The sequence below is a fragment of the Desulfosarcina sp. genome (assembly GCF_055467485.1).
Map to the genome: position 1 here is coordinate 52,704 of NZ_JBUOIV010000003.1, position 23,969 is coordinate 76,672.

The following is a 23,969-nucleotide window of genomic DNA, read 5'->3' on the forward strand; positions in this document are numbered from 1 at the left end:
ATGCGCCACATGCCAATGATTCTGCGCCAGGTGCGCCGCTCCTATAAACAGGCCAGCCTGTTCGTGCTCTGCGTTGCCCTTTCCCTGGCCACCCTGACCGCCTTTTCCGGATTCGCCAGAAGCGTGGGCCGAGCCCTGCTGGACGACGCGCGCAGGCTGCACGCCGCCGACATTATCATTCGATCCCACGATCCCATTTCCGCCCCCCTGGTGCAAGCGGTCGGCAGACTGGTGGCTCAGGGCCTGGTCGTGAAGGCCAATGTTCACGAATTCTACAGTGTGGTGCGCGCCCCCGACGATAAGTCGTCCGTGCTGTCCAGGCTGAAGGTGGTGGAACCGGGCTACCCTTTTTACGGCCGGGTCGCGTTGAAATCGGGCCGCCCCTTCAATCAGGTGCTGGCATCGGGTGCCTGCATCGTCGAGCAGACCCTGCTGGATCGCATCGGCCTGAAGATGGGCGACCAGTTGCAGGTCGGCTACACGTCCCTGACGATCGACGACGTGGTTACGGCCGAACCGGATCGCCCCCTGGATCTGTTTGCATTCGGCCCCCGGGTGTTCATCCACAGTTCGGATCTGGAGGCCCTGGGCCTGATGGCCACCGGCAGCCACATCCATCGTGTGGTGCTGCTCAAGGTAATTGACCCGCTCCAGGTGGATGCCATTGCCGGCCGATTGAAACAGCTCTCCTCAGTCGAGGGGGAAAGCGTCGACACCTACCTTACCTCCGGGTCTGTGGTTAAACGGTTTCTGGACAATTTCCTGTTTTTCCTCAAGCTCGTGGGACTTTTTATCCTGATTGTGGCCGGGTTGGGCATTCAGAGTACCCTCACAGCCCTGTTCAACGAAAAACAGCGCACCATTGCCGTGATGAAAACCGTGGGCGCCAGCGGTCGTTTTATCAATACGCATTTCATGCTCATGGTCCTCACGCTGGGCCTCACGGGAACCGGCGCCGGTATTTTATCCGGTGCGGCAGTCCAAGGCGCCCTGGCCTGGATGCTGGGTCCGCTGATGCCCGAGGGGTTGGGGCTGACCATCGTCTGGGTCGGGGTGCTCGAGGCCGTCTTGCTGGGGCTTGCCGTAGTGGCCCTGTTTTCGTTCCTGCCCCTCTACCGGCTCAGGGAGATGCGCCCGGTGGCCATTTTCAACCGCCTGCCGTCCGTCGGCATCGCCCGCTGGCCCTATTTCCTCTCCGGCTTCCTGGTTCTGTTCTTTTTTCTGGCTCTGGTGCTGTGGCACATGCGCGACATTCGCTTTGGCTTCTATTTTGTCGGCGCTGTTACCGCCCTGATCCTGGCTGCGGCCCTGCTGGCCCAACTGGCGCTGTGGACGATGAAACGCCTGCCCGTTCGTCCGCTGACCCTGCGCCAGGCCATACGGGGTTTGTTTCGACGGGGAAATGCTACCCGGGCCATCATGATTACCCTGACGGTCTCCCTGTCCGTGATCTTCGGTGACCATCTCATCGAAAAAAACCTGAATGCCACCTTCGTTCAGTCATTCCCTGCCGATTCACCCAACGCCTTTTTCCTGGACATCCAGCCCGATCAGGCCGAGGCGTTTTCAGCCGCCATCGGCCGTCCGATACAATTCTACCCCATTGTGCGGGCCCGGATCACGTCGGTGAACGGCGAGGCCATCGACCGCAACCAGGAAGGCAGAAAACGGCGCGACAACCTGTCGCGGGTGTTCAACCTGACATACCGGGAAGCGCTGCTGGACGATGAAACCCTGATCGACGGCGACACGCTCTTTCGAAACGACTGGACTGAGCCTCAGGTGTCAATCATGGATACCGTGGTGGATATGCGGCCCATGCAAATCGGCGACCGCATCGGCTTCAAGATTCAGGGCGTACCCTTGACCGCGCGCATATCCAGCATCCGCACCCGTGACAACCAGTCTTTGAGCCCTTTTTTTTACTTCGTGTTTCCGGAGGCGATCATGAAGCAGGCCCCCCACACCCTGTTCGCCGCCCTGACGGTGAGTCCCGGGCAGGTGGGACCACTTCAAACGTCGATCGTCTCCCGGTTTCCCAACATCAGCGTCATCGACATGTCCCAGACTATCGGCATCCTGGCCCGGCTCATGGCTCGCCTGTCACGGATCGTCCGTGTTTTCAGCATCTTCAGCATCGCGGCAGGTCTTCTGATCCTGGTGAGCGCGGTCTTTGCCACCCGGGCCGAACGGGTGGTCGAGTCGGTCTACTACAAGATCCTGGGGGCGGGAAGGCGATTCGTTTTCACTGTCTTCGCCCTGGAAAATATGCTGGTCGGGCTGCTCAGCAGCGTCATGGCCCTGTTCATGGCCCAGGCCGGTGCATATTGGGTCTGTACGGTGAAATTCAATATCGGCTATCGGCCGTTTCTGCCGGCGTCGCTGTTCATGCTGGCGGCCACCGTGGCGTTGACCGTCACGGTGGGCATGATCGCCTCGAGGTCGATCATGGCCAAAAAACCGGTTGCGTATCTCAGGGAGCAGCAAAATGAATAAATGCTTGAAGTGCGCCTTCTGGTCCAATCTCTGCGTTGGGGGCATGCTTCAAATCCTCGACATACTGCAGTATGCCTGCGGTTTGAAGCATGCCCCCGCCTTGACCTTGAACCGGAATGCGTACTTCAAGGTGTCTTCCATTAAAAATAACCCATTTAGTCTATGGCAGATTAAGGGGATGGCTCTGCTGGTAGGCATCAGCATGATCCTGTCCGGCTGCAGCCAGGAGTCGCCGGTTGAAAAACCCGTTGCGCCGCAAACCGCTGCTCCTGTATACGATGGCACGATCGTGGCCGTGGGCGACAGCCTGACCGCCGGGCTGGGCGTTGCCGAAGACCAGGCCTATCCTGCCCAGCTGGCCCGCCGGCTGCAGGCCGACGGATACAACTATCACGTGATCAATGCCGGCGTGAGCGGCGAGACCAGCAGCGGTGCCCTTTCGCGCATCGAGTGGGTGGTAGCCAGCCTGCGTCCGGATATCGTCATTCTGGAAACCGGTGCCAATGACGGCCTGCGGGGTCTGGATCCCGGCCTATTGAAGACCAACCTGGACCGGCTGGTCGGTTTTTTAACGGCGCGCAACATCCAGGTGGTTTTGGCCGGCATGCTCATGCTGCCCAACCTGGGCCCGGAATACACCCGGGCTTTTTCGGACATCTACCCGCACATTGCAGAGAAACACGGGGTCATTTTTATTCCTTTTTTCCTCGACGGCGTCGCCGGCGAGTCCCGTCTCAACCAGCCGGACAAGCTGCACCCCACGGCTGACGGCTATGCCCGCATCGTCGATACGGTCTATCCGCATGTCGTCAGGGCCATTGAGCGGCACAAGGCCATGTGAGCGGACCTTCTCGGCCGACGGAGTCCCCTCCAGGGCTGAACGTTGCATCTTACAGCCCTTTTTCCGGCATCGGAAAGGTTGTTCATCCGCTGACGAATGTGATACGGATGCCTCCGGCTTTTTTTAACATCCTTCATTTTAGGAGATCCATCGCTCGTGACGTGGCATACCATCAGGGCCTTTGGCGCAACCGACTACCAGGCGGTCATGCGCTATCGAGACCCGAACACGCGGTCATTCAGATTCCGATCCTCGACCTGCCGTGCACTGACGCCTGAGATGCGTAAGAGACACAGGTGGTATGTCGGCGGGTGGAAAATGCATCTGACCATCTATCCCGCCGACTATGCCAAGGCCCTTGGCGCCCTCAGCGTGTTTGAAGATCGCACGGCATCTGCGGGCCTGGTTTTCAAATACGCCGGTTCGAGACGGCTTTACGAGGACTTTGCCGGAGAGGTGAAGGGAAAATTCGCCACAATTTATTGCAAGGCGCCGGCGGACATCCCGACGGTCGTCTATCTGTTGAACCCGTTATTTACCCAGCAGGGCATGACGCCCGTGGCCAGGGCGCAAATCAACACCTTTGCCGGGCTCAAACACGAACTGCCGCTGATCGGGGGATATGGCTTCGTCAGGTACGGGGCCTTTTGCTACACCAACGGGGTCCTGGATCTGACCGATGCCAGCCGGGAACCCATGCGGGATAACCGGCGGCGACCTTTTCCCAGCTTCAGGGATCCCGCCAGACTGGAGGCTGAAATGGATGCCTTCAGGGATCTGATACAACCCGTTCCGTAGCCACCACCCATCCACAGATGGCCAACGTGAAGCACATCTTTTCCGGACCACGCCTGCCGCTATAGCTCTCGCTGACGAAAAGCGGCGTTGACCGCCAGACGCTCCAGCGAAAGCGCGATCACGTCTGCCAATCGGGGCTGTTTCCGCTTTAATCGCAAACAGAAGGCTTCCGTGCGATCCGGGTCCTGCAGGCCGGGACCGGGCACGACGGCGGCCACCACCCGTTCAAATAAAAGGGGGTGCATGCGTTCAATGCGCGGGAGGTTGTCGGCAAACCATGGCCACAGGCGATCCGCCGCTGCCGGATTGCCGGCGGCCGCCACCAGGGGCATGAAGCGTATCCGATCCGGCACCTTCGCCAAGGCGAAATCCAACGCCTCCTCCAGCACAGACCATGGGTTGAAACAGCCCAGGGCACCGGCAAGGGCCATTCGCTCATGCTCGGCGCCGCTTGCTTCGAAACGGCGAATGATGGCTTTGAGGGCCGGGCCGCCTCCCGAAACGGCACCGGCGGTCATCACACCCCTGAAAATGTCGGGGGCGACGGTGGAACCGGTTAAAAAGGCGTTGAACTGGTCGGTCAGGAAATCGAGGACCTGCGGGTTGCCGAGCAGGGCGCCGTGGACAAAAAGCTGATCGCGCAGCATGGCCGCGGTCTGCGATTCTTCCGGCGCAGGCTGAACGCCGATGGCTTCCAGGGCCGCGTTCATCAAGGTGACGGCCGTTTGGGCCGTCCGGGTCCGGATTTCGCCCCTGAGCACCATTGTCGCTTCGAACAGATGGCTGTCCAGGCTGGAAAGGGGCAGGTAGGCCTGCTCACCGTGGAAGCTGTCGGCCAATTCCAGAAAGGTCGCCATGGGAACGAGCCCGGCTTTGACCAATGCAAACAGGTCGTTCTGCAGGCCCCATCGATCCATGGGCGGCAAATGTCGACCGGCGACCATGGCCCTCAGCCGGACCAGATTGTCTGCATCGTTGTAGCAGGTGTGGTAAAACCCGGTCTGGCCGGGGTTGAGGTGGTAGGCGGTGGTCTCAGGCGGCAGGGTGACGTCGGTTTGTTTTTTTTTGAGCAGGATCGTTTGGGTGTCTGCCGTGCCGTCGGCGGTGTAGGTGATGATCGACACCGGTACCAGCCATGTCTGTGATGAATCGTTGGGCAGATAGGTAAATCGCCGCTGGCGCAGGGTGAGCGTGTTGTCTATTCGTTCGGCGGTGATCACGGGGTAGCCCGGCTGGGTGACCCAGTTGCGCATGAGTTCGGCCACCGGCATGCCGGATGCGGCCGACAGCGATTCCCACAAGTGGTGACTGGCGGCGCTGCCATAGGCGAAATCCGTCAGATAGCGCCGGAGGCCGGCTTTAAAATGATCGGGCCCGATCCAGGCCTCCAGCTGTCTTAAAATGCTGCCCCCTTTGCTGTAGATGATGGGCGCCGTGCTGGTGGTGATGGCCACCTGGGCGCCGCCCGGCATTTCGATGGCAAAGGTTTCGATCAGCGCGTCACGGGCCATGGCCGTCTCGGTCTGGCTCCTGACAAACTGATCCCAGATTTCCCATTCAGGATAGTGGTGGTTCACCATGCCGTAACCGAAGTAGGTCGCAAAACTTTCGTTGAGCCAGAGGTACTTCCACTCCTCGGGCGTTACCAGATTGCCGAACCATTGGTGGGCGATTTCGTGGGCAATGACTTCGCAGATGCGTGCCAGCGCTTCCCTAGAGGTCACACCGGGGATGTTCAACAAAAGGTTCTCGCGAAAGGTGATCGCCCCCCAGTTTTCCATGGCTCCGAAAGCGAAATCCGGTACGGCGATCAGGTCCAGCTTGGTCAACGGATAGTCGATGGCATAATAATCTTCACCGTAAGCCAATGCCTTGCGCCCAAATTCCCGCCCGTAGACAGTCTGGTCCCCCATCCCCGGCAGGCAGACGGCACGCACCCGGCGGTCGTCGGTGTCTTCATGGATTTCAAAGGGACCCACACCGAAGAATAACAGGTAGGTGGACATTCTGGGCGTCGGGTGGAAAGTGACCTGGTGCCTCCCGTCCTCCAGTTCCGTGATCGTTTGGATGTCGGTATTGGAAATGGCGGTCAGGTGGCTGTCGATGACCATCTCAACCCTAAACACAGCCTTCTGCGCAGGATGGTCCAGGCAGGGAAAGGCGCGCCGGGCATCGCTTTCCTGAAACTGGGTGACGGCAATATGTTTCGGGCGGTCGTCCGTTTTGATCCGGCTGCGATAGAAACCGGCCATTCGATCGTTGATCTTTCCGGTGTAGTCGACAGTCAACCGAAACGGGCCGGTAAGGGGATCGGGAAGATGGATGGTCAGGCTGGTCTTGGCCGGATCCAGCGTAAATGGGCAGTCGACAGGCGTTTCATCGGTGCCATCCGGTTGAATGCGACAGTTCCAGATGGCCAGTTCCGCACAATGGAGCGTGAGGGTTCCGGTGGGTTCGCCGGCGTCGGCGGAAAGGGTCATCCGGCCGGCAAAGGTAAATCGGTCAAGATCCGGCTCGATGGCGAGCTGATATTCCATCGGTGTGATGGGAGCAGTCATGCTGATCTCCATTGATTTTGTTGTGAAGGGCCGCGGTTACGGGGTTACGGCTAAAAAATGCGGGGCAGAATAAACCGGCCGATCGTATAGAACACCCCGATCGAGATGAACATCCCAGCGGATACACTGTGGACCCAGAATGCAACACCGATCCGCCCGGTCTTTTTCCTGGTATGGGCGATATAGGTTCGATAGAGGTCAATGATGTTCGGTGCCAGCGTGTTGCGGTTTGCCAGGCCGCGGTCAAACAGGTATCGGGCGATGATTGAAAATGAGCCGGCAGCGATCACCACGGCTACCCCCATTACAATCAATATGGTATAATCAGCAATGATCAAGGTCGTACCTGCCCGTTGAAACGCAGGCTAACCTGCGCACATGACGTTTAAATACAGCCGCTAATTCTTAAACTTGAATTGGTCGGTGTCTTGTATGGCATACCCCCGGCTGGTGAAATCACCTCTTTCATCGGCCAGGCGCTTATCAGCGATGGCCTGGGACCGATAGGCCACCCGGGCACTGATGACAAAATTAGCCGTGTTGATGCCCTGCCGGGCCAGGTAGTTCTGAAATTGATTCTCCATTTTACGGATGAGAACCACGTCAGCGACAAATTCCTCATCGCTGTATGTCGCACCGGATACTTTTGCCACAAACACGGGGGTGATATAGGCGGTCTTATCTTGCATGGAGTAGCTGACAATGTAGCAGTAGCCCTTTTCTTTGGCCCAACAGGACGGTGCGCTGAACACGACCACCAGAACCACGACGAGTATCAACGTCAGACCAGTTTTCTTCATAGCAGCCTCCTTTTCAACACCAATGCTTGTTTTGTCGCGTGTCCCCGATTAAGACTGCGCGAGCCTTTATTGATCTATGGTGTTTCAGGCGTTGACCGGTTGGGGCTCAACGCCTTTAGTGCAAAGCCGCGAATCGATAATGTAATACCTATCACGCCATGGAACCCGGCGCAACTGTGTCATCAGTTGATGTCTTAACGGCCGTTGTCACGATCATGCAAAAACAAACCTCTCAGGGCCGCTTGCCGCTATTGTGAAAGGCTTCCAGGCTGCTCCTGTCGATCATCACTTTGCCGTGCTCACGCATTGCGCGAATTTCGTCAAACTCGATCAGCTGATAAATCACTTTCTTGCCTACGCCGATAAATTGGGCCGCTTCACTGACCGTCAATACCGGCACCTCGATATATTTGCGGTTGTCGATCATCAATATCTGGATCCTTATTTTGTTTTGCGCGGGCGGCCTCGGGGCCAAACGATTTTTTGAACGACATCCCCATGGCCGCAACGCTGGCTGTTTAAAAGGGTACACCGCCAAACGGGCAAGGGGCGCAATCAATTCAGTCCATCACCGGCCTGGCGTCTTCATTTATGGGGACCATAAGCATTCTTCCGATAGCGGCAAGGGCATCGACACCAAGGCGGCCCTAATTGTTCCAAACCACTCCGGAAACCGGATCAGCCATGCCTGTTGTTGTAAATGCAAACCGAGTTCTTATGTTTAGGTGTTAAAACACGGACTCAGAAACGGGGAAAAAAAATGGAAAACGTCTGGACTTATAAGAACGTTGAAATCAGTGAAGGCTTGAAGCCCGGAAGCAAAACCTTTCGCTATTTTTTCAAGGTGCTCGAAAGTGGGCAGAGAAAATGCAATTACTGCGTCTGGATCGTGGATGACGCCCTGACCCGGTTCGATCCATCCAAGAATTTTAATGCCATTGTCGCCTCCCGTAAAGACACGTGGCATCAATGGGTCAAGGCTAAAATTGACGACTGCGATTTTCGGAATCGGGTGTTGAAATTTGAAAAAGCAGGCCAACAGGAGCTCAACCTCTCGGAAATGTCTGACCACGTGACGCCGGACTGATCTGGACGCCAGGTGCACAACGATCAACCATCCCCGTATGGTGGAAAAAAATGAAAGCAATGGGCAATGCTTCTTCCCGGAGCGGCCGATGAAACGTATTGTCGGATCTTTATTGTTGTTTTTCCTCCTTCCATTGGCTTTTTCATCAGCTGATGACATGGTCCTCATCACCGAAGAAGGCATCCCGTACAATTACACCCAAGGCGGGAAGCTGACTGGCGTGACCACGCAGGTGGTCCAGGAAATTACCCGGCGTCTGGGGATTGCCGGCGACATTCAAGTCCTTCCGTGGGCCCGAGGCTACAAGCGACTGCGTACGGAACCCAACGTGGTCCTGTTTACCACAGCCCGCACCGTAGAACGCGATTCGCTGTTCCATTGGGTTGGGCCGCTTTTCACCGTCCGGCTGGAATTTTATGCCCGCAAGAGCGCTGCGCCGCGCATTGGTTCCCTCGACGCTGCCAAGCAGGTGGGGGCCATTGCCACCTACAAGGATGATTTCAGAGAGCAGATCCTCAAATCTTTAGGGTTTACCAACCTTGACAGTTCCAACAGCCCCAAGAGCAATATCCGCAAGCTGATGTCCGGCCGGGTGGACCTCTGGTTTTATGACAACATTGGAGCGCCGAAGATCGCCAGCGATGCCGGAATCGATCCGACCGAAATCGAAGCGGTTTTCACCTACCGGGAGCATTTCTCCTACATCGCCATTTCCAAACAGACGTCTCCAGCCATCGTGCAGCAGTGGCAGGCGACCCTGGATGATATGAAAGCGGACGGAACATTCTGGTGGCTGACACGCAAATGGCTGCCGCCAGAAGCCATCCGGGTGTCCGAACGACAGACTCACACCGACACGCCATTTTCTTTGAAGCTGTACACGGAGGATTCACCGCCCTCCTCCTATGAGGAAAATGGCCGGATCAAAGGACTGTCGGCCGACATCGTCCGGGAGATCCTGAGACGGATCGGCCAGCCGGATACGATAGCGCTGGTGCCGTGGGCCAGGGGGTATCAACTGGCCCAGTCCGAAGCCAATACGGCCCTTTTTTCAACCACCCGACTCCCCCAGCGTGAAGCCCTGTTTGCATGGGTGGGACCGCTCTACCGGCAACGCTGGGGGTTGTACCGGTGGCGTGCGGGCACCCTCCGTATTCCGGATATCGAGGCGGCCAAGCAGGTCAAGCGCATCGGTACCTACCGCCAGGACGCCAAGATGCAATACTTGCAGGCATTGGGGTTTGAAAACCTAATCCCCACCAACAAGAACATCACCAATGTGACCCACCTGCAGCGGGGAAATATCGACTTGTGGGCCAGTTCGGATTTCAACATGCCGCACCTGGCCAGACAGGCCGGTGCGTCGCCTGACCAGTTGGCGCTGGCCTACGCCTTCCATACCGTGGGCAATTACATCGCTTTTTCCAAACAAACGTCACCGCATGTTATCCGGCTGTGGCAGGCGGTGTTGGATGAAATGAAATCGGACGGCAGCTACCAGCGGATCTGCCGGGAGTACAACTATGTACCGGAATAAACGATGACTTGGCGTGAACCGAGACACGTGAGCCCTGAACGCAAACACGTGGCCAACCCCGGTTCATCGGGACCCACCATGCGCGGTGTTGGAATCCTGAGACGGCGTTCCATCTCCACTGAACTGGCCATCAGCCTGGTACTGCTGGTCTTTCTGGTGGAGGGGCTTCTGCTTATCCTGATCTACCACCGGCAGGCCGACTATCTTTACCGTCAGCTGCAGCTAAAAGCGGACGAGTATGCCGTCAACCTGTCCCAAACGCTGGCGGTGCCGATCTGGGATCTGGATGACGAACAAATCCGGCGGATCGGGGAGGGATTCGTGCGCAACGACATCGTCACGAGCATCCTCATCCGCGACATCGACGGGAACGTCTATTATGAATTCAGCCGGGATACCTCCGAAAACCCGATCAGCCGTGTGGTTCCGATTGTCTATATCGGGAAACCGATCGGCCAGGTCGACTTTGCCTTGTCAATGGACGTCTATCGCAAGGACCTGATATGGCTTCGAAACATAGCGATTCTGTTGATGGCGGTATCGCTGGTGGTGATTGTCATTGCCACAGGCATTGTGTTGCGGGTGCTCATGCGTAAACCCCTGGCCATCCTCCGCCGGGGGATGGACCAGGTGGCCCGGGGGGACTATGATTACCGGTTCGACGAGGTGCACCATGATGAACTGGCCGACATCGCGCATCGATTCAGCAAAATGGCCGAGGAGATACGCGAGCGGGAGCAGTCGCTTCAGAAAGAGGCGGCCGAACGCAAACGGGCGGAGGATAAAAGCAGGCAGAGCGAGGCCAGGACCCTTGCCATCCTCGATGCCATCCCCGATACCGTGTTCCAGTTGGATCGCGACGGCCGGTTCGTTGACCTGCGGGGAGACCCGGAAAACCTCGTGGTACCCCCTGATCAATCTATCGGGCGAAAAATCGAGCATGTCATGCCTGGCCATGTTTCACGGGTCTTCCGCATGCAGCTCGACCGGACATTCGCGGCCAAGGGGGTGAGGGTGTTCGAGTACGACATGCCGATCGAGGACGGCGCCAGGTACTACGAATGCCGGCTGGTGGCGGTGTCGGACGACCTGGCGCTAGGCATGGTGAGAAATATCTCTGAACGGATGACTGCAGCGGCAGAAAAGAAACGCCTGCTGGACCAGCTTCAGCGGGCCCAGAAAATGGAGGCCATCGGCATGCTGGCCGGCGGCGTCGCCCACGACCTGAACAACGTCCTGTCGGGCCTGGTCAGCTATCCGGAGTTGATCCTCATGGACCTGCCGGAAGAAAGCCCTTTGCAAAAACCCATCCGTACGATCCAGCGCTCCGGTGAACGCGCCGCCACTATCGTTCAGGATCTATTGACACTGGCCCGCCGGGGGGTGTCGGTCGCAGAGGTTCTCAATCTGAACCAGGTGATCCGTGACTACCTGAAAAGCCCCGAATATGACAACCTGCGGCATCACCATCCGGATTTTAGACTGGAAACGAACCTGGCTGACGACCTTCTCGATATCTCCGGATCCCCTGTTCACCTCGCAAAAACCGTGATGAACCTGGTTTCCAATGCCGCGGAAGCGGCGACGCAAGCCGGCGTGATCCGCATCGAAACGGAAAACCGATATATCGACAGTCCCGTCAAGGGCTATGACGACATCGAAGAGGGCGACTATGTGGTGTTGACGGTGACGGACAACGGAATCGGCATTTCCCACGAGGACATCGACCGGATTTTCGAGCCGTTTTACACCAAAAAAGTGATGGGCCGAAGCGGTACCGGTTTAGGCATGGCGGTGGTGTGGGGAACCGTCAAGGATCACCGCGGGTACATCGACATGCGCAGTGCACCGGCGCAGGGCACCACGGCAACCATTTACCTTCCCTCCACCAAAGAGCACCGCATGCAACCGCGAACCCCTGAAAGTGTTGAAAGCCTGATGGGTGACGGCGAGCGGATTCTTGTTGTGGACGATGTCAAGGAACAGCGGGAAATCGCCACCGGAATGCTCACCCGGTTGGGTTATGCCGTGGCAAGCGTTTCCAGCGGCGAAGCGGCTGTCGATTATGTCAGGCAACACAGGGTCGATCTGCTGGTGCTGGACATGATCATGGATCCCGGCATCGACGGCCTGGAAACCTACCGCCGCATCATCGACATTCATCCCGGCCAGCCGGCCTTGATAACCAGCGGCTTCTCCGAATCCGACCGGGTACACGAGGCCCGAAAACTGGGAGCCGGCAGATATGTGAAAAAACCCTACCGGCTTGAAACCATTGCCAGGGCGGTGCGAGACGTATTGACGCTTAATGGAAAGGGTTAACCATCGGTATCGGAGGGTTCACGCTTTTACCCGGTGCGGTAAAACCATGCCCGCGTCGACAAGACCATGCCGAACGGGGAGCTTATCCGCTCGCACCGCTATCGATTCGCGGATCGATGGCGCCAAGCCTGTATACGCACGGGCAGTCCTTGTCCACGATCAGGTTGACCCCTGACCGGGGCAGGCGTTCATGGGCGCCGGTCGCCAGCCAACCGCCCGGCGACAGCGCCGCAACGACCCGCGCGAAGGCGACCTGAAGGTCGGGGCCCTGGTAGTAAGTCAGCAGGTTGTTGCGCAGCAGGATCATGTGAAAGGGGCCGTCGTCGGGCAGCGGATCGAGCAAATCATGCTGCCGCCAACGGATGGGGGGTATCCGGTGATGCCGGATGAAAAAGCGCCGGCCGCCCTTGGCTGAATCGAAGTACCGTTCCCGCATTTCATCCGTCACCTCCTTGAGACTGCTTCGGCTGTAGGCGCCCGTTCGGGCGCGCTCCAGGCAGGCCTTGCCGGCATCCGTGGCCAAAAGGTCCAGCGTCTGCGGATACCTCAGCTCATTCCACAGCATGGCCAGGCTATAGGGCTCTTCTCCGTTGGCGCAGCCGGCGGACCAGATGCGGACAGGCGGGGGAAACCGCTCCACCAAATCGGGCAGGCTGCGTTCGCGGAGGGCCTGCCACAGGTGTCGATCCCTGAAAAAACGGCTGATGGTCACCCTGAGGCACCGCTCATGGGCAGCCTTTGTCTCGGGCTGGCGCGCCAACTGGACAAGGTATTGTTCAACCGTTGAACAGCCCAGTTCCTGCATGTGGCGACGAAGACGTCTGATCACTCCCTTGCGCACCTTGCGGTAGCCGGCCCAGGGGCGGTTGCGGTGTTCGAGCAGGCGGCGAAATTCGGTGTCGCCGAACATGACCGAGACCGGTTTATCGGTTGTATCACAGCTGGGGTTCATCCTTCCAATCATGGCCATCCATGTTGGCGCGTTGCGCAGGAAGACGATATTCAAGGCGTCAGCTCTCCCCCGCCCCGTTTCCGAGACAACGCCGCACCGCAGAGGGTCAAATTTCAGCGGTTCAATTCACTATAGGTATCCCGCATGTCCCGTTTGAGGATTTTTCCAGTGGGGGTCTTGGGCAGGGCGTCGACGAAGACCACGGACTTGGGCACCTTGAAACCGGCCAATTCCTTCCTGCACAGGCCGATGATTTCCGCCTCGGTGATGGTTTCCCCTTTGCGGGGCACCACCACTGCCGTGACCGCTTCCACCCATTTGGGGTGAGGCGTGCCGATGACCGCCACCTCCTCCACACGTCTGTCCAGGTAGATGGCCTCTTCCACCTCGCGTGTGGAGACATTTTCACCGCCGGTCTTGATCATGTCCTTTTTGCGGTCCACCACCGAGATGTAGCGATCGTTGTCCAGCACGCCGATGTCCCCGGAGTGGAACCATCCGCCGTGCATCGCCGCTTCGGTTTTTTCCGGATCCTTGAAATACATGGTCATGGCGTGGGGGCCCTTGCCGCAGATCTCCCCGGGGATGCCCGCCACGTCGATGGGTTGGGAATCCTCATCCTCCAGCCGGGTTTCCATGTTCAGGCCCGCCATGCCGGCCGATCCCAGCTTTTCCAGGGCGTCTTCGGCTTTCAGGATGGTGTGGTAGGGGGCCAGCTCGGTCTGGCCATAGTAGTTGTATATCCTGCAGCCGGGCAGCCGCGCCATAAGCTCCTTGAGCACCTCCACGGGCATGATTGAGGCGCCATAGTAGCACTTGGTTAGGCAGGAGAGATCGTAGCGCCCGAAATCCGGGTGGCGCAGGATGCCGATCCACACGGTGGGCGGGGCGAAGAACATGTTGGCCCTGAAGCGGTCGATGGTTTTTAAAATCATGCCGATGTCCGGCGCCATGAGAATATTGGTGCCGCCTGCCCAGAAAATAGGATTGAGAAACACGTCCCGCTGGGCGCAGTGGTAGATGGGCAGAGCGTTGACGTTGATGTCCCCGCTGTCATAGCCGCCGTCGATAATGGCTCCCATGTACTGGGCCATGAGGGCCTGGTTGCTGATGATCACTCCCTTGGGAAGGGATTCGGTTCCGCTGGTGTACGTCATCTGGCAGGGATCCTCGATGTGCAGGATCACGTCCGGCTCGGTGCTCGGGGCGGCCTCCATCCAGCTGTCGAAGACCAGGAAGCGGTCGTTCGCCGCCGGTTGGCCGCCCCCCTGGTCGGACCAGATCAGGGTGTTCACCGTGGGCATCTCGCCCAGCACCCCTTCCACCAACCCGAAAAGGGCGTCCTCAACGATGAACACCTTGCTCTCCGAATGGTTGATGCAATAGGTGATATCCGGGCCGCGCAGCAGGTAGTTGATGGCCAGGTAAACGGCGCCGATCTTGCAGCAGCCCAGCCAGGTCAATACGTGGTGGATGGTGTTGTGGGCCAGGATGGCCACCCGGTCGTACTTGTTCACCCCCAGGCCGGCCAGGGCGTTGGCCGTCCGGTTGGCCGCCGCCTCCAGTTGGGCGTAGGTGAGAGACGTTTCACCGAAAATGATGGCCGTTTTATGCGGATCGTGGTAGGCGGTCCGCCGGATCATGTCCGCGATGACCCATCGGTTCACCCGGTTGTAGCGGTCCATGAGAAATTCGATATTCTCCTTGTTCAACACGTTGAAACGGGCCTTTTGTTCATCGGTCAAGGGGGTGCCGGGTGCCGTCATTCAATTTTCTCCTTTTTTAATGATGGATTGCTTAACCGCCGGGCGATCCACGGTTTTTCAACCCGCAGGTGAATCATGGGGGGCTGCTCATCCGGCCGAATCCCGAGAGGAAAATTCGCCGTTGCGGGAAAATCCGTTCGGGGCATGCCGGAAACCGCGTGCAGCAGTTGAACTGGTTGAACTGAAAAGAAAAAATGCCCACAAAACAGAACGGATGTCAATGCACGGATCGGGGTGGAATCGTTTCTTGGATCCACCGCCACCCAAGCAGGCATGGCAGTGGTTGATCGGTGGAGGAAACTGTGTTTTGATACTCACCGACAAATTCAATTGAAACCGTCTGAGGGTGCAACGCATGAAAAATATGATCATCGCCGTTTTCATCTTTCTGCCGCTGGGGTGTGCGTCCATTTCGGAGCATGCCAAAATGGAAGCCTATGGACGGACCATGGATTCCTACCAGACCGCCATGCAGCTGTCGGATTTCAACACCGTCTGCAAGGCTGTCGATCCGCTTGAAATGGTGCGCAAGGATTGTCTGCAGCGATATGAGAACGTGAAGATCGTCAGTTATGAGGTGCTTGGGGTCAACTTGAGCGAGGACAAGCTGGAAGTGACCCAAACCGTCGAGGCGGAATATTTTTTCGTTGATCGCTACATCGTAAAAAAGATCGAGTATGAGCAGTCGTGGCACTATGATAAAGAAACGCAGAACTGGCTGCTCCAGACCGCACCGCCGCATTTCGAGTAACCCCCCCTCTTATCCTTTAAGGGTCTTTCTTACCCGTGAGGCACCGGCGCCCAGGCTGCGGATCTTGTTGAGGGCCAGGTCGTAGGGCAGGGGCGCCATGCCGCAGTTGGTACACGGGTAGAGCCGTTCCGGCGCCACGTACGCCATGGCCGAACAGATGGTGGCGGCCACCTCTTCCGGTGTTTCCACGCGGTCACGGGTGACGGCAACGACACCCACCATCAGTCCCTTATCCTTGAGCAGTTTCATCAGGGAGAGGGGCACGTGCGAATCGGCGCACTCCAGCGAAACCTGGTCGATGCGGCTGGCATTGAGCGCCGGGAAGATCTCTTCGTACTGCCGCCACTCGCGGCCCAGAGTCTCCTTCCATCTCAGATTCTCGTCGATGCCGTAGCCGTAGCAGATGTGCACTGCGGTGGTGCACGAAAGCCCCTCGATGGCCCGGTGGAGGGCCTCGATGCCCCACTCCTTGACATCTTCCATGAAGACATTGAAGGCCGGCTCGTCGAACTGGATCAGGTCGATGCCGGCCGCTTCCAGTTCCCTGGCCTCGGTGTTGAGGATGTCGGCAAAGGCCATGGCCATGTCCGCACGGGTGGCGTAGTGGGCGTTGGCGATGGTGTCGCAGATGGTCATGGGGCCGGGCAGGGTGAATTTAAGGCGCCGATCGGTGTTCGCCCGGGTGAAGCGCGCCTCGTCCAGGTGGACAGGTACCGGCCGGGAAACCGGTCCGGTGACCGTGGGCACATCCACGGTGTAACGGTTGTCCCGGATCCCCATTGGCGTTTTCTTGGCCCAGTCGATGCCTTCAAGGTGCTCTAAAAAGCCATGCACAAAATGAATGCGGTGCTGTTCGCCGGCGGTGACGATTTGGATATCCGCAGCCGCCTGGTGATTCAGCCATTCCAGCGCCGCGCGTTCCTTGGCGCGCTCCAACTCCTGACCCGCCAGTCGCCAGGCTGGCCATAGCTTTTCGGTTTCAGCCAGGTAATCGGGTTTCGGCAGGCTGCCGACGGTGGTGGCGTCCAGCATGGGGTACCTCCTCGCTTAAGTGTCTTGTGGTTACTGGGATAGGGTATAATCCGTTTTTTATCCGCCGTTGGATAGTCATTCGGAAATATCGGCCACCTCGGCATGGGCCATCTGGAGCAGTTCCGGTAATGACAGCTGCATCATGGCGTCGATGTCTCCGCCGCCTCCGTATACGGTGTCCAATTCAGCGGTGGCAGCGTCTACGAGCGTGCGCAGATTTTCCCGGTGGCCGAATGGCGGCATGGCGCCCACCACATAGCCGGTGGCTGCCAGGGCCTGCTCGGCACGGGCAAATTTGACCCGTTTTCGGTTCATTCCCAGGCAGGCGGCCAGTTTCTTCCGGTCTACCCGGGCCAAGCCGTTGTTGATCACCACAATCGGCTGTTCGCCGGCCATGAACACCAGGGATTTGATGATCCTGTCGGTGTCGACACCCAACGCCCTGGCCGCCTCCTCCACCGTAGCGGTGTGAGCGTCCATGGGCAGGATCGCGGCTGCCAGGCGGTGGGCGTCGATGAAGGTTTGCAGGTTTTCACTGTTCATCGGTGTCGTCATTGTTTCTCCATGGGTTGCCGCACGCATTGGCAAGGTTGTATTCAATATTATCCCGCTCAGCAAGGTCCTCTCGTCTGGATTCGGTCGAAGGGCTTCGGCGGATGTCCGGCTGCTAAGCAAAGGTCCTGCCGTTCCAGGCAAAGCGGGTGCGCGGCAGGTCCGTAAAATCGATGAAGACCCGGTCGGGCTGAATGCCTGTTTCGGCGTGGATGAAGGCGCTGATGCGATCGGCATAGGCGCTGCAATCTTCCTCGGGCAAGCCGATACTCCTGACCTCGATGAAGGCGGTCGGCGCCTGGCTGCCGGCAAAAGTCATGGCCGTGGCCGGCTTAAGGGCGGTCATGACGTAAGATTCCGGCTTCCCAAGAAGGTTGGCGGCAAAGGCCGATGCCTTTTTGGTCAGTTCCGCGACGGCGGTGTTGTCCAATGGTTTGTTCGTTTGAATCGAGAAGTAGGGCATGATCGATCCTCCTGTTTGGTTTCCTGCCAATTCGGTCGGCCGAGGTTCCATCCGGGCATTCCGTTATGGCGCCTGTCACCGATATAGCGCCTGTCACCGATCGCCGGTTTTGATTGCGGATAGCCGGCCGGTCGCGCCAGAATGAGCTGGCCGGATTCGGCTTGACGCCCCGGCGTAATGGCGTGACAGTCGGATGCGTCGTTCCGATCAATGCACCATGAGAAAGGCGTAACGATCCATCTTCTGGTCGCAGGCGGTGCGCACGGAGATGGGGAACCCGAATCGTCCCACGGTGCTGTATACATCCACGGCCATGGCCTCCGGGGACGGCCTCGCCATTCGCGGCGTGGTGCAGGTGCGCCGGTCGCCGGTGCATTCCTTGCAGAAGCAGCATGAGTCCATGAACAGCAGAAAGGCCCGTTCACAGCCGGCCAGAAAAACCTCGCGCTCCAATTTGATCAGGCGTGTGTTGATTTTAGCGGACCAGGCGTGACGGTGCTCGGGCTGGTCCATTTTGCCCTCGAAGTGAAGGATCACGGCCTGGGTGTATTCATTGAAAAACCGTTCGCATTCGGCCACGGAGGGAGTGTTGGGCGGGCAGGCGCCGCCGCGTCCGTATTCGCCGCAGCCGAACATGCACTTCATGCGCACCCACTGGGCCACGACGATCTTCGCCGGATCGATCCACTTGTAGTCCGTGTATCCCTGGGCATGGAAGATGCTGTCGAGGGTTTCCTTTTTCTTAACATCAACACTCATGGTCGACATTCCTCGTATTTGGAGGGGGGGGTGAATTGGAGATCATGCAGGATCGATCAATCTGCCGGCCATGACCGTTTCAGATGCTTGAGCATGTTGCGAACGGCATACCCGTTCGTGGCCAGAAAGATCGTCAACTCCTCCAGATCATCTTCGTCGATCTCGATTTGGCTGGATTCGATCAAATCAGCCAGGTCCGCGGCGGCATCGAGTACACGGTCCCATGCGTCGGCTTCTTTTTTGGATATGGCGGCCATGGTAAAGATTATTTCCCCTTGGTTTTGGCCTTGGCTGTCGGGGATTTCTTTTTTTCCGGCCCTGCCGGAGCATCGTCCTTCTTTTCTTCACCCGGCTTGCGGACTGGCGGCACAGTGGGTTTCAGGCCTTTGAGGATCCGGGAGACGTCGGGTCCGTTTTTGGCAAGAAAGACGCAAAGGGCATCGATGGCCTTGCCGTCCAGATCGATCTCCAGTCCGGCATCCTTGATATATGCGGCCAGGTTTTCGGCGGCGTCCAGCATCTTGTCGTAGGCCTCGGCCTCTTTCTTGACCAGGAACTCCCTGTCCAATTCCACGCCATTGCGGACCACCACAAACTTGGTAATAACTGCCATAGTGAACGCTCCTTTGGTTAGCCGGTTGCTTAGGATTTATGGTTTTGAATAGTACCCGTCGGGCCATCTGCGGCCGAATCCCCAGCGCCAGGGCTCAGGTAGCCAGCCGTGGCCGCCGAGGCGAACACCCCAGAAAGCCATTTGGGAAAGCATAGGGCGGCCCTTTGCCGCGATGCATTGCCGCAGGGCATCGTCGGCCGCCCGGCGCTGGTCGGGGGTGCCGCCCAGCCAGTAAATCCGGTCGTGATCCACGCAGCACTCGCTGTAGCCCAGGTCTGGAAAACAGGAGCACCCGTCGCTGAAAAATGGCTTTTCGGGAGGCTGCAATGGGCCGGGCGGATAGTTGCAGCCGCTAAAATAGATCGCAAACAGGATCAGAAGCGGAAGCCATTTCATATTAACGCCAGAAACTGATAGTCGATAGGTTTGCACCAGAGCAGCGAATGACGGGTTGACACGTCTAACGGGGGTTTATTTCCTGCGTTGGAGGTACCATCGCTGGAGGTCATAGATGACCTGGGTGAGCTTGCTCTGCTCTTCCTTTTCCATTTCATCGAATTCGAAGGCAAAGCGGTAATAACCCCGATCCTGGTCGTGTTCGACACGCTTGACTTCGGCCTTCTTTACGTAAACGGTATTACCCGGCCGATCCTGATCGCCCGGAAATACTATTTTGACATCATAGACCTGCTGGTCTGTTTTCAATACCGGCCCGCGCATGAACTTGAAATTGTGCTTGGTGAGAACCCCGTAAACGCCGCCAAGGCTGACATTGATCAGGTCGATGACGCCTTGAATTTTTTTCAATTTGAAATGCATCTGGGTGCCGGTCAGGGTGTTTACCCGAAAATTGCGGCGGCGCTGCAGTCGCTCCACGTGGTCTGGAAAGGGTATTTTCAGGCCCTGCTCGCTAAATTTGCCGCCCCGGGTGCTGAAGATGTACTCCAGATTGTCCGGTCCGTTGAAGTTGAACCGCAGCTGCCACAGGTCCTTGATGGCGGCGGCCTCTTCGAAGTCGTCCGGGGGGTCGACAAGCAGGCAGCTGCCGTCCGCATCCTTGGTTATCCCGGTGATGCAGGTGAGCCGATCGAAACCGGCCCCGATGACATTCATGGAGATGATAATTCGTTTGGCAACCAGTTCGTTGAATAGTTCGGTGAGTTTTTCACCCTGAACTTTTCCCGCTTCCGCCATAATCAGAAACCCTTAATCCGCATGACAACCGCTTCTCGTTTCGTCCGTGAACCCTTTTTCCCTTTTCGGCTCGCTCCGCCGATTCTTTAGCACAGACCCGGGTGCATGGGGCAATGGTTTTTTTCGTTCGTCCTCACCAGGCCATTGAACGTCGGTTATTTGTCGTCGTCGTTCTCCTCGAGTTGGCGATAATTTTCCGTTTGCTGTGTCTGTATCTCACCGAGATCGTCTTTCATCTGTTTGAAGCGGTCCAGGTTTTTTTTACCGGTCATTTCCTCGACGGTGTCATCCACCTGGTCGCGGGTGTCCGTTCCTTCGCACCCGCCCGCCGCCAGCACGACGCACAGAATGAGCACGCGCCCCAATCCTCTCAACCCCCCAAACCATTGATTCATCGTGACCCCTTTACTCAAACTGGTTGCGAAATATTTCAAATTCGGTTTTGAGCGCCGCCAATTCTTCTTTCAGGGATTGAATGTCGGCATCCAGTCGACTCAGCCGATGGGTGTCTTCGGATTGCGCCACCGGGCCGGGTGTCTCGGCGCTGTCGGCGTCGTCTTCCGGTTCACCGCAGAGCAGGTGCATGTACCGGCACTCCTTGTGGCCGGGCAGTCGCTCCAGTCGGTGGACATGGCCCCATTCGCTTAACCGGTCCAGCGTTTCCTGCAGGGCGTCCAGGTTTTCGAAGGCGTGCAAGCGGTCGGTACGGCTGCGGATGGCGCCCGGAGTCTGGGGGCCGCGGAGCAACAGCACGCAGAGCACGGCCGCTTCGGAGGCCACCATGTTGTGCTGCCGGGTGAAAACTTCCTCATACTTGGGGACACGGCCGACGGTGCTCCGGTTAACCCAGCCCATTTTTTCAAGCTCGTCAGCGGCATCCTCAACGGTCTGCTCGTCCCAGCTCACCACCGGGTCCCGGTTGGATTTCTGGTTGCAGGCGTTGGTCAGGGCATTGAGGGACAACGGATAATACTCCGGTGTGGCCAGGGCTTTTTCCATAAGGCTCCCCAGTACGCGGACTGCCTGGTTACTGATCGATAGGTCCATGGCCGTTTCCTTTTTTCGAGACTGCGATATCGGACGCATACCCCGCAGGTTGAGTCGGGGAGGGGTTGGTCTCAGGTTGGGTGTTTTGTGCGCACATCCCCAGTTCGAGCATCCGCACCATCCAGAACTTCCTACTATATTGCCCGGATTTATTCTATGGATCAAAGGGTTTTTAAAAAGGAGCCGAAAAACGATCCTGTTTGACCGTCACACTGAAAAACCCGACCCAACAGAACGATCGCCAGAACCGCCTGATCGATAAAAGGACCGATTGATGACTGCCCGATCATATCCAACCAGGCCCCGACCCTGTCGCTTTTTATCCGTTCCGGGAGATTTCGATGGTGATTCCCTGAACCATCGGCCATGCGGTTTTTCACTCACTTCGATTCAGGCGCTGCTGCCATCCGGTAGTGTGAGCGCCTCTTGCGAAAGGAATACGTGTGAACCATTAAAAACATATATTTTCAAGTAGTTGTTGAAATAATGGATCTTGCGGGGGAGAAGATGTGCCTTTTCTTAATTTTTTTTATTTGACTTTTTATGATTGTTTATGATTGTTTTTGCGACAGCTTTCCATTCAATCGGATCTGACCAATGACCCTATCACCGAATAAATCAGACATCATCCCTGCCCAACGCCGTCATTCGATCCTTGAGTTGATTCGGCAAAAAGGTGTTATCTCCGTCCATGAACTGTCTGAATTCATCGGTGTCTCTTTACCGACGATCCGCCGCGATCTGGACTGGTTGGCCAAAACGGGCGCTGTGCAGCGGAGTCATGGCGGCGCCACGCTGAAGACAACCCCCGGTACGACTTTTGAACCGGACTATCATATCGCATCCAGCATCGCTCGAGAGGAGAAAGCAGTCATCGGCAAACTGGCTGCCGAGCGGCTTCAGGACAACCAGAGTGTCATTTTCGATTCCAGCTCAACCGTTTACGAAGCCGCCTATCAGGTTGTTGAAAAAGGGCTGAAACTGACCGCCGTAACCAACGATATCAGAATCGGCGAACTTCTTGCCGGAAACCCATCAATCCACTTGCTGGTCAGCGGCGGGTCGCTCCGTCCGGGTTCATTCACCCTGGTCGGCGAACCGGGAACGAGCTTTCTGCGGAGCCTTCACGTGGATGTGGCGTTAATGGGAATTCATGCCATTAATAGCTCATCGTGCTGTGACACGTCGTTGGAAGTCGCCTATGCAAAGCGATACATGGCTGCAGCCGCCAAGCGGGTCATCGTCCTGGCCGATACCTCAAAATTCGGGCAGGTCGCATTTTTTGATGCGTTCGACGTCAATGATAAATTCGAGATCATCGCTGACCATCCGATCGATCCATCCCTCTGTCGAGGACTGGCAGAAAAGGGTGCCAAAATTACCATTGCCGGAAAGGAAGACGGGGCATCCGTCGACTGATCTGCGTTGAAGCACATGTCCGCTTTTTCGAAGGCCGCCTTTCCGGCGGCCACGCTCACATGCCATCCGTCATGGATCGCTTCCGACGAACAAGAACCGTAATTACAAAAGGAAGGATGCAACATTGAAAAAGAAACTCACACGCTTCGATCTCCAGAAAATGAAAACGGAGGGCCGAAAGGCGGTCTGGGTGACCGCTTATGACTACATCACCGCCCAGTTGGCGGAAGAGGCCGGCATGGACATGCTCCTTGTGGGAGACAGCCTGGGCATGGCTGTCTATGGGTATTCGGGTACGGTTCCCGTCACCATGGACCAGTGCATCTACCACACGGAAGCTGTGCGCCGCGCCGCACCCAACACGTTCATCATCGGGGACATGCCTTTCGGCGCCTACCAGGTCGGCGTTGACGATGCCTGCCGCAACGCCGTCCGCTTTCACAAGGAAGCCGGTGTCGATTGCATCAAGCTGGAGGGCGGCACGCGCGTGGCAAATGTCATCCGGGCAATCAGCGACGGCGGCATGCTGGTGATGGGGCACGTCGGGCTCACGCCTCAAAGTTCCGGCGCCATGGGAGGCTTCCGGGCGCAGGGGCGCACGGCAGACACCGCCAAGGCCATTATCGAGGATGCCAAGGCGGTGTATGAATCGGGTGCGTTTGCCCTGCTCGTGGAAGGGGTTCCACCCGAGGTCACCCGGGTGATCTGCGACCAACTGCCCATACCGGTGTATGGTATCGGTGCCGGGGATTGTGACGGCCAGGTGATGATCTGTTCAGACATACTGGGACTGTTTCAGGCATTCACGCCCAAATTCGTCAAGCGCTACGGAAACGTCGCCGACGAGTACCGAAAGGTTTTCGCTGCCTACATCGATGATGTTCGCAAAGGCGCTTTCCCGGGCGACGACCATGTCTACCGAATGGTAGAAGGCGAAGCCGCCAAACTCGAGGCCGAATGGTCGAAATGATAATCCGGAAAA

At 57.6% G+C, this 23,969-nt stretch carries 25 protein-coding genes; 9 read left to right on the plus strand and 16 right to left on the minus strand.

The genetic code is table 11. The features are described 5' to 3' along the window. The 3 genes from ACZCED_RS02345 to ACZCED_RS02355 all read left to right on the plus strand — a co-directional run bounded on the left by ACZCED_RS02345 (position 1) and on the right by ACZCED_RS02355 (position 4,135). Positions 1-2,496, plus strand: coding sequence for an ABC transporter permease (locus ACZCED_RS02345; RefSeq protein WP_462971370.1), 2,496 nt, complete (start codon positions 1-3; stop codon positions 2,494-2,496). After that, a complete protein-coding gene (locus tag ACZCED_RS02350) occupies positions 2,489-3,337 on the plus strand; it encodes an arylesterase (RefSeq protein WP_464860132.1) in 849 nt (282 codons plus the stop codon). Before ACZCED_RS02345 ends, ACZCED_RS02350 begins: the two co-directional genes overlap by 8 nt. A gap of 318 nt (positions 3,338-3,655) precedes the next feature. Next, the gene (locus tag ACZCED_RS02355) at positions 3,656-4,135 is read left to right on the plus strand and encodes a hypothetical protein (RefSeq protein WP_462971372.1); all 480 of its coding nucleotides are present in this window, start codon (positions 3,656-3,658) and stop codon (positions 4,133-4,135) included. A 59-nt stretch (positions 4,136-4,194) separates the two neighbouring features. Here ACZCED_RS02355 and ACZCED_RS02360 read toward each other — a convergent pair whose 3' ends face one another. The 4 genes from ACZCED_RS02360 to ACZCED_RS02375 all read right to left on the minus strand — a co-directional run bounded on the left by ACZCED_RS02360 (position 4,195) and on the right by ACZCED_RS02375 (position 7,920). Further along, positions 4,195-6,693 carry a M1 family metallopeptidase gene (locus tag ACZCED_RS02360; RefSeq protein WP_462971373.1) on the minus strand — a complete coding sequence of 833 codons (2,499 nt, stop codon included), beginning with the start codon at positions 6,691-6,693 and terminating at the stop codon, positions 4,195-4,197. Positions 6,694-6,743: 50 nt separating this feature from the next. Then, entirely contained in the window at positions 6,744-7,031 is a 288-nt protein-coding gene (locus ACZCED_RS02365) for a hypothetical protein (protein ID WP_462971374.1), read from the minus strand. A 60-nt stretch (positions 7,032-7,091) separates the two neighbouring features. Then, positions 7,092-7,493: a hypothetical protein gene (locus tag ACZCED_RS02370; protein ID WP_462971375.1), complete on the minus strand. Its 402-nt coding sequence runs from the start codon at positions 7,491-7,493 to the stop codon at positions 7,092-7,094. A 232-nt stretch (positions 7,494-7,725) separates the two neighbouring features. Then, positions 7,726-7,920 carry a helix-turn-helix domain-containing protein gene (locus ACZCED_RS02375; RefSeq protein ID WP_462971376.1) on the minus strand — a complete coding sequence of 65 codons (195 nt, stop codon included), beginning with the start codon at positions 7,918-7,920 and terminating at the stop codon, positions 7,726-7,728. Positions 7,921-8,253: 333 nt separating this feature from the next. On the opposite strand from ACZCED_RS02375, the gene ACZCED_RS02380 reads away from it, so the two are divergent. The 3 genes from ACZCED_RS02380 to ACZCED_RS02390 all read left to right on the plus strand — a co-directional run bounded on the left by ACZCED_RS02380 (position 8,254) and on the right by ACZCED_RS02390 (position 12,439). Next, positions 8,254-8,580 (plus strand): hypothetical protein, encoded by a 327-nt coding sequence (locus ACZCED_RS02380; protein WP_462971377.1) that lies wholly within the window; start codon positions 8,254-8,256, stop codon positions 8,578-8,580. Between the two features lie 157 nt (positions 8,581-8,737). Beyond that, on the plus strand, positions 8,738-10,117 hold the full coding sequence (locus ACZCED_RS02385; protein ID WP_462971378.1) for a substrate-binding periplasmic protein: 1,380 nt from the start codon (positions 8,738-8,740) through the stop codon (positions 10,115-10,117). A gap of 3 nt (positions 10,118-10,120) precedes the next feature. After that, entirely contained in the window at positions 10,121-12,439 is a 2,319-nt protein-coding gene (locus tag ACZCED_RS02390) for an ATP-binding protein (protein WP_462971379.1), read from the plus strand. 82 nt (positions 12,440-12,521) lie between these two features. Here ACZCED_RS02390 and ACZCED_RS02395 read toward each other — a convergent pair whose 3' ends face one another. Together ACZCED_RS02395 and ACZCED_RS02400 are read right to left on the minus strand one after the other, a co-directional pair. After that, positions 12,522-13,445, minus strand: coding sequence for a CheR family methyltransferase (locus ACZCED_RS02395; protein ID WP_464860133.1), 924 nt, complete (start codon positions 13,443-13,445; stop codon positions 12,522-12,524). 59 nt (positions 13,446-13,504) lie between these two features. Further along, positions 13,505-15,157: an acyl-CoA synthetase gene (locus tag ACZCED_RS02400; protein ID WP_462971381.1), complete on the minus strand. Its 1,653-nt coding sequence runs from the start codon at positions 15,155-15,157 to the stop codon at positions 13,505-13,507. Positions 15,158-15,512: 355 nt separating this feature from the next. On the opposite strand from ACZCED_RS02400, the gene ACZCED_RS02405 reads away from it, so the two are divergent. Further along, entirely contained in the window at positions 15,513-15,908 is a 396-nt protein-coding gene (locus ACZCED_RS02405) for a hypothetical protein (RefSeq protein WP_462971382.1), read from the plus strand. Positions 15,909-15,917: 9 nt separating this feature from the next. On the opposite strand, the gene ACZCED_RS02410 is transcribed toward ACZCED_RS02405, so the two are convergent. From ACZCED_RS02410 to ACZCED_RS02455, 10 genes are all read right to left on the minus strand, one after another. Next, positions 15,918-16,940, minus strand: coding sequence for a methionine synthase (locus ACZCED_RS02410; RefSeq protein ID WP_464860134.1), 1,023 nt, complete (start codon positions 16,938-16,940; stop codon positions 15,918-15,920). A 75-nt stretch (positions 16,941-17,015) separates the two neighbouring features. After that, on the minus strand, positions 17,016-17,495 hold the full coding sequence (locus ACZCED_RS02415) for an aminoacyl-tRNA deacylase (protein WP_462971384.1): 480 nt from the start codon (positions 17,493-17,495) through the stop codon (positions 17,016-17,018). 112 nt (positions 17,496-17,607) lie between these two features. After that, the gene (locus tag ACZCED_RS02420; protein ID WP_462971385.1) at positions 17,608-17,955 is read right to left on the minus strand and encodes a phenylpyruvate tautomerase MIF-related protein; all 348 of its coding nucleotides are present in this window, start codon (positions 17,953-17,955) and stop codon (positions 17,608-17,610) included. A 207-nt stretch (positions 17,956-18,162) separates the two neighbouring features. Then, positions 18,163-18,714 carry a DUF2284 domain-containing protein gene (locus ACZCED_RS02425; RefSeq protein ID WP_464860135.1) on the minus strand — a complete coding sequence of 184 codons (552 nt, stop codon included), beginning with the start codon at positions 18,712-18,714 and terminating at the stop codon, positions 18,163-18,165. A 56-nt stretch (positions 18,715-18,770) separates the two neighbouring features. Beyond that, complete coding sequence (locus ACZCED_RS02430) at positions 18,771-18,971, minus strand: YebG family protein (protein ID WP_462971387.1); 201 nt, start codon at positions 18,969-18,971, stop codon at positions 18,771-18,773. An 8-nt stretch (positions 18,972-18,979) separates the two neighbouring features. After that, a complete protein-coding gene (locus ACZCED_RS02435) occupies positions 18,980-19,327 on the minus strand; it encodes a YebG family protein (RefSeq protein ID WP_462971388.1) in 348 nt (115 codons plus the stop codon). 36 nt (positions 19,328-19,363) lie between these two features. Next, positions 19,364-19,723 carry a hypothetical protein gene (locus ACZCED_RS02440; RefSeq protein WP_464860136.1) on the minus strand — a complete coding sequence of 120 codons (360 nt, stop codon included), beginning with the start codon at positions 19,721-19,723 and terminating at the stop codon, positions 19,364-19,366. Between the two features lie 75 nt (positions 19,724-19,798). Further along, on the minus strand, positions 19,799-20,521 hold the full coding sequence (locus ACZCED_RS02445) for a flagellar brake protein (RefSeq protein ID WP_462971390.1): 723 nt from the start codon (positions 20,519-20,521) through the stop codon (positions 19,799-19,801). A 155-nt stretch (positions 20,522-20,676) separates the two neighbouring features. After that, positions 20,677-20,916 (minus strand): hypothetical protein, encoded by a 240-nt coding sequence (locus ACZCED_RS02450; protein ID WP_464860137.1) that lies wholly within the window; start codon positions 20,914-20,916, stop codon positions 20,677-20,679. 10 nt (positions 20,917-20,926) lie between these two features. Next, complete coding sequence (locus ACZCED_RS02455; RefSeq protein ID WP_462971392.1) at positions 20,927-21,568, minus strand: YceH family protein; 642 nt, start codon at positions 21,566-21,568, stop codon at positions 20,927-20,929. 597 nt (positions 21,569-22,165) lie between these two features. Here ACZCED_RS02455 and ACZCED_RS02460 point away from each other — a divergent pair. Together ACZCED_RS02460 and panB are read left to right on the plus strand one after the other, a co-directional pair. Next, positions 22,166-22,987, plus strand: coding sequence for a DeoR/GlpR family DNA-binding transcription regulator (locus ACZCED_RS02460; RefSeq protein WP_464860138.1), 822 nt, complete (start codon positions 22,166-22,168; stop codon positions 22,985-22,987). Between the two features lie 124 nt (positions 22,988-23,111). Next, positions 23,112-23,957 carry a 3-methyl-2-oxobutanoate hydroxymethyltransferase gene (gene panB / locus ACZCED_RS02465; RefSeq protein ID WP_464860139.1) on the plus strand — a complete coding sequence of 282 codons (846 nt, stop codon included), beginning with the start codon at positions 23,112-23,114 and terminating at the stop codon, positions 23,955-23,957. Positions 23,958-23,969 lie beyond the last annotated feature (12 nt).

Excerpts from the sequence above, each read along its gene's own strand:
- ACZCED_RS02345 (WP_462971370.1), top strand. The coding sequence starts at position 1 with ATGCGCCACATGCCAATGATTCTGCGCCAGGTGCGCCGCTCCTATAAA.
- ACZCED_RS02350 (WP_464860132.1), top strand. The coding sequence starts at position 2,489 with ATGAATAAATGCTTGAAGTGCGCCTTCTGGTCCAATCTCTGCGTTGGG.
- ACZCED_RS02355 (WP_462971372.1), top strand. The coding sequence starts at position 3,656 with ATGCATCTGACCATCTATCCCGCCGACTATGCCAAGGCCCTTGGCGCC.
- ACZCED_RS02360 (WP_462971373.1), bottom strand. The coding sequence starts at position 6,693 with ATGACTGCTCCCATCACACCGATGGAATATCAGCTCGCCATCGAGCCG.
- ACZCED_RS02370 (WP_462971375.1), bottom strand. The coding sequence starts at position 7,493 with ATGAAGAAAACTGGTCTGACGTTGATACTCGTCGTGGTTCTGGTGGTC.
- ACZCED_RS02375 (WP_462971376.1), bottom strand. The coding sequence starts at position 7,920 with ATGATCGACAACCGCAAATATATCGAGGTGCCGGTATTGACGGTCAGT.
- ACZCED_RS02380 (WP_462971377.1), top strand. The coding sequence starts at position 8,254 with ATGGAAAACGTCTGGACTTATAAGAACGTTGAAATCAGTGAAGGCTTG.
- ACZCED_RS02385 (WP_462971378.1), top strand. The coding sequence starts at position 8,738 with ATGGTCCTCATCACCGAAGAAGGCATCCCGTACAATTACACCCAAGGC.
- ACZCED_RS02390 (WP_462971379.1), top strand. The coding sequence starts at position 10,121 with ATGACTTGGCGTGAACCGAGACACGTGAGCCCTGAACGCAAACACGTG.
- ACZCED_RS02400 (WP_462971381.1), bottom strand. The coding sequence starts at position 15,157 with ATGACGGCACCCGGCACCCCCTTGACCGATGAACAAAAGGCCCGTTTC.
- ACZCED_RS02405 (WP_462971382.1), top strand. The coding sequence starts at position 15,513 with ATGAAAAATATGATCATCGCCGTTTTCATCTTTCTGCCGCTGGGGTGT.
- ACZCED_RS02410 (WP_464860134.1), bottom strand. The coding sequence starts at position 16,940 with ATGCTGGACGCCACCACCGTCGGCAGCCTGCCGAAACCCGATTACCTG.
- ACZCED_RS02415 (WP_462971384.1), bottom strand. The coding sequence starts at position 17,495 with ATGACGACACCGATGAACAGTGAAAACCTGCAAACCTTCATCGACGCC.
- ACZCED_RS02420 (WP_462971385.1), bottom strand. The coding sequence starts at position 17,955 with ATGCCCTACTTCTCGATTCAAACGAACAAACCATTGGACAACACCGCC.
- ACZCED_RS02425 (WP_464860135.1), bottom strand. The coding sequence starts at position 18,714 with ATGAGTGTTGATGTTAAGAAAAAGGAAACCCTCGACAGCATCTTCCAT.
- ACZCED_RS02430 (WP_462971387.1), bottom strand. The coding sequence starts at position 18,971 with ATGGCCGCCATATCCAAAAAAGAAGCCGACGCATGGGACCGTGTACTC.
- ACZCED_RS02435 (WP_462971388.1), bottom strand. The coding sequence starts at position 19,327 with ATGGCAGTTATTACCAAGTTTGTGGTGGTCCGCAATGGCGTGGAATTG.
- ACZCED_RS02440 (WP_464860136.1), bottom strand. The coding sequence starts at position 19,723 with ATGAAATGGCTTCCGCTTCTGATCCTGTTTGCGATCTATTTTAGCGGC.
- ACZCED_RS02445 (WP_462971390.1), bottom strand. The coding sequence starts at position 20,521 with ATGGCGGAAGCGGGAAAAGTTCAGGGTGAAAAACTCACCGAACTATTC.
- ACZCED_RS02450 (WP_464860137.1), bottom strand. The coding sequence starts at position 20,916 with ATGAATCAATGGTTTGGGGGGTTGAGAGGATTGGGGCGCGTGCTCATT.
- ACZCED_RS02455 (WP_462971392.1), bottom strand. The coding sequence starts at position 21,568 with ATGGACCTATCGATCAGTAACCAGGCAGTCCGCGTACTGGGGAGCCTT.
- ACZCED_RS02460 (WP_464860138.1), top strand. The coding sequence starts at position 22,166 with ATGACCCTATCACCGAATAAATCAGACATCATCCCTGCCCAACGCCGT.